This is a genomic window from Stenotrophomonas terrae (genome assembly GCF_001431465.1).
Taxonomy (GTDB): domain Bacteria; phylum Pseudomonadota; class Gammaproteobacteria; order Xanthomonadales; family Xanthomonadaceae; genus Stenotrophomonas; species Stenotrophomonas terrae.
The window spans coordinates 1-6,962 of record NZ_LDJJ01000029.1 but is presented as its reverse complement, the minus strand read 5'-3'; the positions used below and the strand labels follow the sequence as shown (position 1 = coordinate 6,962).

Annotated in this window: 4 protein-coding genes; 3 read left to right on the top strand and 1 reads right to left on the bottom strand. The window is 63.9% G+C overall.

Annotated features, from left to right (window positions below):
- Positions 1-279: 279 nt before the first annotated feature.
- Positions 280-3,045 (bottom strand): aconitate hydratase AcnA, encoded by a 2,766-nt coding sequence (gene acnA, locus ABB27_RS09240; protein ID WP_057628414.1) that lies wholly within the window; start codon positions 3,043-3,045, stop codon positions 280-282.
- 431 nt (positions 3,046-3,476) lie between these two features.
- Here acnA and ABB27_RS09235 point away from each other — a divergent pair, with 431 nt between their 5' ends.
- The 3 genes from ABB27_RS09235 to acnB are packed head-to-tail and all read left to right on the top strand — an operon-like array spanning position 3,477 to position 6,735.
- Positions 3,477-3,710 carry an AbrB/MazE/SpoVT family DNA-binding domain-containing protein gene (locus ABB27_RS09235; RefSeq protein ID WP_057628413.1) on the top strand — a complete coding sequence of 78 codons (234 nt, stop codon included), beginning with the start codon at positions 3,477-3,479 and terminating at the stop codon, positions 3,708-3,710.
- Positions 3,707-4,105 carry a type II toxin-antitoxin system VapC family toxin gene (locus tag ABB27_RS09230; protein ID WP_057628412.1) on the top strand — a complete coding sequence of 133 codons (399 nt, stop codon included), beginning with the start codon at positions 3,707-3,709 and terminating at the stop codon, positions 4,103-4,105. Before ABB27_RS09235 ends, ABB27_RS09230 begins: the two co-directional genes overlap by 4 nt.
- 38 nt (positions 4,106-4,143) lie before the next feature.
- Positions 4,144-6,735 carry a bifunctional aconitate hydratase 2/2-methylisocitrate dehydratase gene (acnB, locus tag ABB27_RS09225; protein WP_057628411.1) on the top strand — a complete coding sequence of 864 codons (2,592 nt, stop codon included), beginning with the start codon at positions 4,144-4,146 and terminating at the stop codon, positions 6,733-6,735.
- The last annotated feature ends 227 nt before the right edge of the window (positions 6,736-6,962 follow it).

The window sequence follows — 6,962 nt, the reverse complement described above, 5'->3', positions numbered from 1 at the left end:
GCCCCGGCCTTCGCTTGCGCTAAGGCGCTCTGAGAGCAGCGAACCAATGGTTCGCAAGCTGCTCTCAACCGCCCCGCAAGGGGAGAGGGGCTCAGGACACCACAAGCTCAAGCATTGCGTGCGATTGCAGCTTAAGCCTCTCTCCCCTTGCGGGAGAGGGGTTGGGGAGAGGGGTAGCTTTCGCTCATCGCCTCTACAACAAACACGCCCTCGCAAAAAAAAGAACGCCCCAACCGGGGCGTTCTTCATTCATCGGCATCCAGATTCAAACGTGATGAATCAGGCCGCCTTCTTCCCAGCCAGCTGCCGCAGCACATACTGCAGCAAGCCACCATTGCGGAAGTACTCCACTTCCTTCGGCGTCAGCAGCAGCACCTTGGCAGTGAAGCTCTTCTTGCTGCCATCGGCCTTGGTGGCAGTGACGGTTGCGCTCTTGGCCTTGCCGTCGTCCAGACCGGTGACGTCGAACACTTCCGAACCATCCAGGCCCAGGGTCTGGGCGTTCTCGCCTTCATGGAACTGCAGCGGCAGCACGCCCATGCCGACCAGGTTCGAACGGTGGATGCGCTCGAAGCTCTCGGCCATGACCGCTTTGACGCCCAGCAGGTTGGTGCCCTTGGCCGCCCAGTCACGCGAGGAGCCGGTGCCGTATTCCTTGCCCGCCAGTACCACCAGCGGCACACCGTCAGCCTTGTACTTCATCGCTGCATCATAGATGGCCAGCTTCTCACCGGTGTTGCTGCCCGGCGGGTAATACAGCGTATTGCCGCCTTCTTCGCCGCCAAACATCAGGTTCTTGATGCGGATGTTGGCGAAGGTGCCGCGCACCATCACGTCATCGTTGCCGCGGCGGCTGCCGTAGCTGTTGAAGTCGGCCGGCTGCACGCCGCGCGATTGCAGGAAGCGGCCCGCCGGCGAATCCTTCTTGATGTTGCCGGCCGGGGAAATATGGTCGGTGGTGATCGAGTCACCAAACAGGCCCATTACCCGTGCGCCATGGATGTCGCTGATGCTGCCGACCTGCATGGTCATGCCGTCGAAGTAGGGCGGGTTCTTGATGTAGGTCGAGTCGCCACTCCAGGCATAGGCCTGGCCTTCCGGCGATTCGATCTGCGCCCAGCGGGTGTCGCCCTTGAACACGTCGGCGTAGTTCTGCTTGAACATTTCCGGGCCGACGGTGGCAGCGATGGTGTCGCCGATCTCCTTGTTGCTCGGCCAGATGTCACGCAGGTAGACGTCCTTGCCATCGCTGCCCTTGCCCAGCGGCTGCGTGGTCAGGTCGATATTGACCGTGCCGGCAATGGCGTAGGCCACCACCAGTGGCGGCGAGGCCAGGTAATTGGCCTTCACTTCCGGATGCACGCGGCCTTCGAAGTTGCGGTTGCCGGACAGTACCGACGCCACCACCAGTTCGTTCTCGGCAATGCCGGCGGACACGGCTTCCGGCAGCGGGCCGGAGTTGCCGATGCAGGTGGTGCAGCCATAGCCCACCACGAAGAAGCCCAGCTTCTCCAGGTCGGTCAGTACGCCGGCCTTTTCCAGATAGTCGGTCACCACGCGCGAACCCGGGCCGAGCGAGGTCTTCACCCACGGCTTGGCTTTCAGGCCGATGCGGGCGGCATTGCGCGCCAACAGGCCGGCGCCCAGCATCACCGCCGGGTTGGAGGTGTTGGTGCACGAGGTGATGGCGGCGATCACCACCGAGCCGTCAGACAGTTCGGTGTCTTCGTCGTTGATGCGGATCTTGGAGATGGGCTTGGCCGCCAGGCGCTTGGCCTGCGGTTGGTCGCCACCTTCCTCATCGAACTCCTGCACCGCGCAGCCCACCTTGGACTTGCGGTTGGCAGTCAGGCTGGTCAGGGCTTCGGCGAAGTTGCTGTGCACGTCTTCCAGCAGCACGCGGTCCTGCGGGCGCTTGGGGCCGGCCATGGACGGCTTGACGTCGCCCATGTCCAGTTCCAGCGTGGCGCTGTACTGCGCGTGCGGGCTGTTGGCGTCGTGCCACAGGCCCTGGGCCTTGGCATACGCTTCGACCAGGTTGATCTGCGCCTCGCTGCGGCCGGACAGGCGCAGGTAGGTCAGCGACTCGGCATCGATCGGGAAGATGCCGCAGGTGGCGCCGTATTCCGGGGCCATATTGGCGATGGTGGCGCGGTCGGCCAGCGGCAGGTGCTGCAGACCCTCGCCGTAGAACTCGACGAACTTGCCGACTACACCGAGCTTGCGCAGCATCTGGGTGACGGTCAGCACCAGGTCGGTGGCGGTGGTGCCTTCGGGCAGCTTGCCGGTCAGCTTGAAGCCGACCACCTGCGGGATCAGCATCGACGAGGGCTGGCCCAGCATTGCGGCCTCGGCCTCGATGCCGCCCACGCCCCAGCCCAGCACGCCGATGCCGTTGATCATGGTGGTGTGCGAGTCGGTGCCGAACACGGTGTCCGGGAAGGCCCAGTTGCTGCCGTCGATCTGCCGTTCCATCACCACGCGGGCGAGGTTTTCCAGGTTCACCTGGTGGACGATGCCGGTATTGGGCGGCACCACCTTGAAGTTCTCAAAGGCCTTCTGGCCCCAGCGCAGGAAGCTGTAACGCTCGCGGTTGCGCTCGAACTCGATCTTGCCGTTGAGGTCCAATGCGTCCGGGCGGCCGAACACGTCCACCTGCACGGAGTGGTCGATGACCAGCTCGGAGGGGATCAGCGGGTTGATCTGTGCGGCATTGCCGCCCAGCTTGGTCACTGCATCGCGCATCGCGGCAAGGTCGACCACGCAGGGCACGCCGGTGAAATCCTGCAGCACCACGCGGGCCGGCATGAAGGCGATTTCGGTATCGGGCTCGGCCTTGGGATTCCAGCGGGCCACCGCTTCGATGTGGTCCGGGCCGACGGTCTGGCCGCCGTCCTCGTGCCGGAGCAGGTTCTCCAGCAGGATCTTCATCGAATAGGGAAGGTGGGAGATGTCGAACTTCTTGCCGAGCTTGGGAAGGCTGCAGTAGGTGTACTGCTGGCCGCCAACCTCCAGTTGGCTACGGGTGGAGAATGTATCGCTCATACAGCTGACTCCTCTTAGTACAGATGGCTTGCCGCGGAGCCAGGGCGCCGCGCGGGCTTTCCAGAGCCATGGGCCCTGTCAGTGAATGCCATCCGAGTATGGACGAAGCACCCACCTTCCGGCGCATGGTTGCGGGCGTCAGTTTAGGCAACGGCATGTTGCGGCCATGTACATGCGGGAGTGTTGACGAAGGGTAGGGGTATGGGCGCAAGCGGAGGTGCCAAGAGGCGCTCCGCGGAGGCTTCAACTGTAGTGCCGAGCCATGCTCGGCAGGGGCTTTACCGGTACGGCCCCTGCCGAGCATGGCTCGGCACTACAGGTGAGGGATTGCTGGTAAGGCCTCTGCGGAGCATGGCTCGGCACTACGGGGTGGTGTTTGGGGTATGCCTGCGAAAGTATGTATAATTCATGCATACTTCATTGGAGGTCCCATGGAAGCCACCGTAGCTGAACGCGGGCAGATCACCCTGCCCAAGGCCGTACGTGATGCCCTGGGCCTGACCAAGGGCACCCAGCTCAAGGTCGAGCTGGACGGCAGCCGCATCATCCTGCGCAAGAGCGTGGACGATGCCATTTCGCGCGCCCGCGGCAAGTTCGCACTGGACGGTTTCGACTCGGCCGAACAGGCCGTGCGTACCGTCCGTGACGAGGCCGACGAGGCATGATCGCCGTCGACTCCCCGGTCCTGATCGAACTGCTCAGCGACGGCCCCCGTGCCGACGCGGTGGAGGCCTGCCTGCGGCAGGCCTTGGTCGGCGGCCGGGTGGTCATCTGCGGTACCACCCTGGCCGAGATCTGCGCCTCGCTGCGCGGCGGGGCGCAGGTGCAGGAAGCGCTGGAAGAAATGGGCGTCCATTTCAATCCGCTGGAAGCCAAATCCGCGTTGCGTGCCGGCGAGATGCACCGCCGCCACCGGCAACGCAGCGGCGATACCCGCCGCATCGACGATTTCATGGTGGGCGCCCACGCACTGCTTCAGTGCGACGGCCTGATCACCTGGAACGACACGTTTTATCGCGATTACTTCAAGGGCTTGAAGCTGATCGTGCCGCAAGCCTGAGCCCATCCATTCTTTAACCGTTACACCCGGGAGTTGTCATGTTGGAAGCCTACCGCCACCACGTAGCCGAGCGCGCCGCGCTTGGCATCCCGCCGTTGCCGCTGACTGCACAGCAGACGGCCGACGTCATCGAGCTGCTGAAGAACCCGCCGGCTGGCGAGGCCGAGTTCCTGCTCGACCTGATCACCCACCGCGTGCCGGCCGGCGTCGATGACGCCGCCAAGGTCAAGGCCTCGTACCTGGCCGCCATTGCCTTCGGCAGCGAGAAGAACGCGCTGATCAGCCGCGCGCGCGCCACCGAACTGCTGGGCACCATGCTGGGCGGCTACAACGTCGCTCCGCTGATCCAGCTGCTGGACGACGCCGAAGTGGGCGCCATTGCCGCCAACGGCCTGAAGCACACCCTGCTGGTATTCGATGCCTTCCACGACGTGCAGGAAAAGGCCAAGGCCGGCAACGCCCATGCACAGGGCGTGCTGCAGAGCTGGGCTGATGCCGAGTGGTTCACCAGCAAGCCGGAAGTGCCGCAGAGCCTGACCATCACCGTGTTCAAGGTGCCGGGCGAAACCAATACCGACGACCTGTCGCCGGCACCGGACGCCACCACCCGCCCCGACATCCCGCTGCACGCCCTGGCGATGCTGAAGAACAAGCGTCCCGACGCACCGTTCGTGCCGGAAGAAGACGGCAAGCGCGGCCCGATCCAGGAAATCCTCTCGCTGAAGGAAAAGGGCCACCTGGTTGCCTACGTCGGCGACGTGGTCGGCACCGGTTCCAGCCGCAAGTCCGCCACCAACTCGGTGCTGTGGTTCACCGGTGAAGACATCCCCTTCATCCCGAACAAGCGCTTCGGCGGCGTGTGCCTGGGTTCGAAGATCGCCCCGATCTTCTACAACACCATGGAAGACGCCGGCGCACTGCCGATCGAGCTGGACGTGTCGAAGATGGAGCACGGCGATGTCGTCGAGCTGCGTCCGTACGACGGCAAGGCCCTGAAGAACGGTGAAGTGATCGCCGAATTCCAGGTCAAGAGCGAAGTGCTGTTCGACGAAGTGCGCGCCGGTGGCCGCATTCCGCTGATCATCGGCCGCGGCTTGACCGCCAAGGCGCGCGAAGCACTGGGCCTGCCGGTGACCGACCTGTTCCGTCTGCCGGTGCAGCCGGCCGATACCGGCAAGGGCTACTCGCTGGCGCAGAAGATGGTTGGCCGCGCCTGTGGCCTGCCGGAAGGCAAGGGCATGCGCCCGGGCACCTACTGCGAACCGAAGATGACCTCGGTGGGCTCGCAGGACACCACCGGTCCGATGACCCGTGACGAGCTGAAGGACCTGGCCTGCTTGGGCTTCTCGGCCGACCTGGTGATGCAGTCGTTCTGCCACACCGCTGCCTACCCGAAGCCGGTGGACGTGAAGACCCACCACACCCTGCCGGAGTTCATCTCCACCCGTGGCGGCGTCTCGCTGCGTCCGGGCGACGGCGTGATCCACAGCTGGCTCAACCGCATGCTGCTGCCGGACACCGTCGGTACCGGTGGTGACTCACACACCCGTTTCCCGGTCGGCATTTCGTTCCCGGCCGGTTCGGGCCTGGTTGCCTTCGCCGCTGCCACCGGCGTGATGCCGCTGGACATGCCGGAGTCGGTGCTGGTGCGCTTCAAGGGCAAGATGCAGCCGGGCGTGACCCTGCGTGATCTGGTCAACGCCATCCCGCTGTATGCCATCAAGTCCGGTCTGCTGACCGTGGCCAAGGCTGGCAAGAAGAACATCTTCTCCGGCCGCATCCTGGAAATCGAAGGTCTGCCGGATCTGAAGGTCGAGCAGGCATTTGAACTGTCCGATGCCTCGGCTGAGCGTTCGGCGGCGGGTTGCTCGGTGCACCTGAACAAGGAGCCGATCATCGAGTACCTGACCAGCAACATCACGCTGCTGAAGTGGATGATTGCCGAGGGTTACCAGGACGCCCGTTCGCTGGCCCGTCGCATCGAGAAGATGGAAGCCTGGCTGGCCAACCCGGAACTGCTGCAGGGCGATGCCGACGCGGAATACGCTGCCGTCATCGAGATCGACCTGGCCGACATCCACGAGCCGATCGTGGCCTGCCCGAACGACCCGGATGACGTGAAGACCTTGTCCGAAGTTGCTGGTGCCAAGATCGACGAAGTGTTCATCGGTTCGTGCATGACCAACATTGGTCACTTCCGTGCCGCTGCCAAGCTGCTGGAAGGCAAGCGTGACATCCCGACCCGTCTGTGGGTTGCCCCGCCGACCAAGATGGATGCCTCCGAGCTGACCAAGGAAGGCGTGTACGGCACCTTCGGCGCCGCTGGCGCGCGCATGGAAATGCCGGGCTGCTCGCTGTGCATGGGCAACCAGGCGCAGATCCGCGAGGGCTCCACCGCGATGTCGACCTCGACCCGCAACTTCCCCAACCGTCTGGGCCGCAACACCAACGTGTACCTGGGTTCGGCCGAACTGGCCGCAATCTGCTCGCGTCTGGGTCGCATCCCGACCAAGGAAGAGTACATGGCCGACATCGGCGTGCTGGACTCGGCTGGCAGCGAGATCTACCGCTACATGAACTTCGACCAGATCAGCGATTACAAGGAAGTGGCCGATACGGTCAACGCCTGAGTTGTAGCTGGGTAGTAAAAGCTTGACCGAAAAACCCCGGCGAAAGCCGGGGTTTTTTGTTGTATGCAGAAGCCGTGGTGGCGATTGCAGCGATGGTAGGGGGGAGGAGCGGCATCAGCCGCGAAGCTGATGCATTGTCAGGTGACAGAAGTCTGTTTATTCATTGACCCGAGCTTCGCGGCTCACGCCGCTCCTACAAAACTGCGGGTGCTCTTGTGGGAGCGGCG

Bases quoted from the DNA above. Each gene is read 5' to 3' on its own strand.
- acnB (WP_057628411.1), top strand. From the start codon at position 4,144: ATGTTGGAAGCCTACCGCCACCACGTAGCCGAGCGCGCCGCGCTTGGC.
- ABB27_RS09230 (WP_057628412.1), top strand. From the start codon at position 3,707: ATGATCGCCGTCGACTCCCCGGTCCTGATCGAACTGCTCAGCGACGGC.
- ABB27_RS09235 (WP_057628413.1), top strand. From the start codon at position 3,477: ATGGAAGCCACCGTAGCTGAACGCGGGCAGATCACCCTGCCCAAGGCC.
- acnA (WP_057628414.1), bottom strand. From the start codon at position 3,045: ATGAGCGATACATTCTCCACCCGTAGCCAACTGGAGGTTGGCGGCCAG.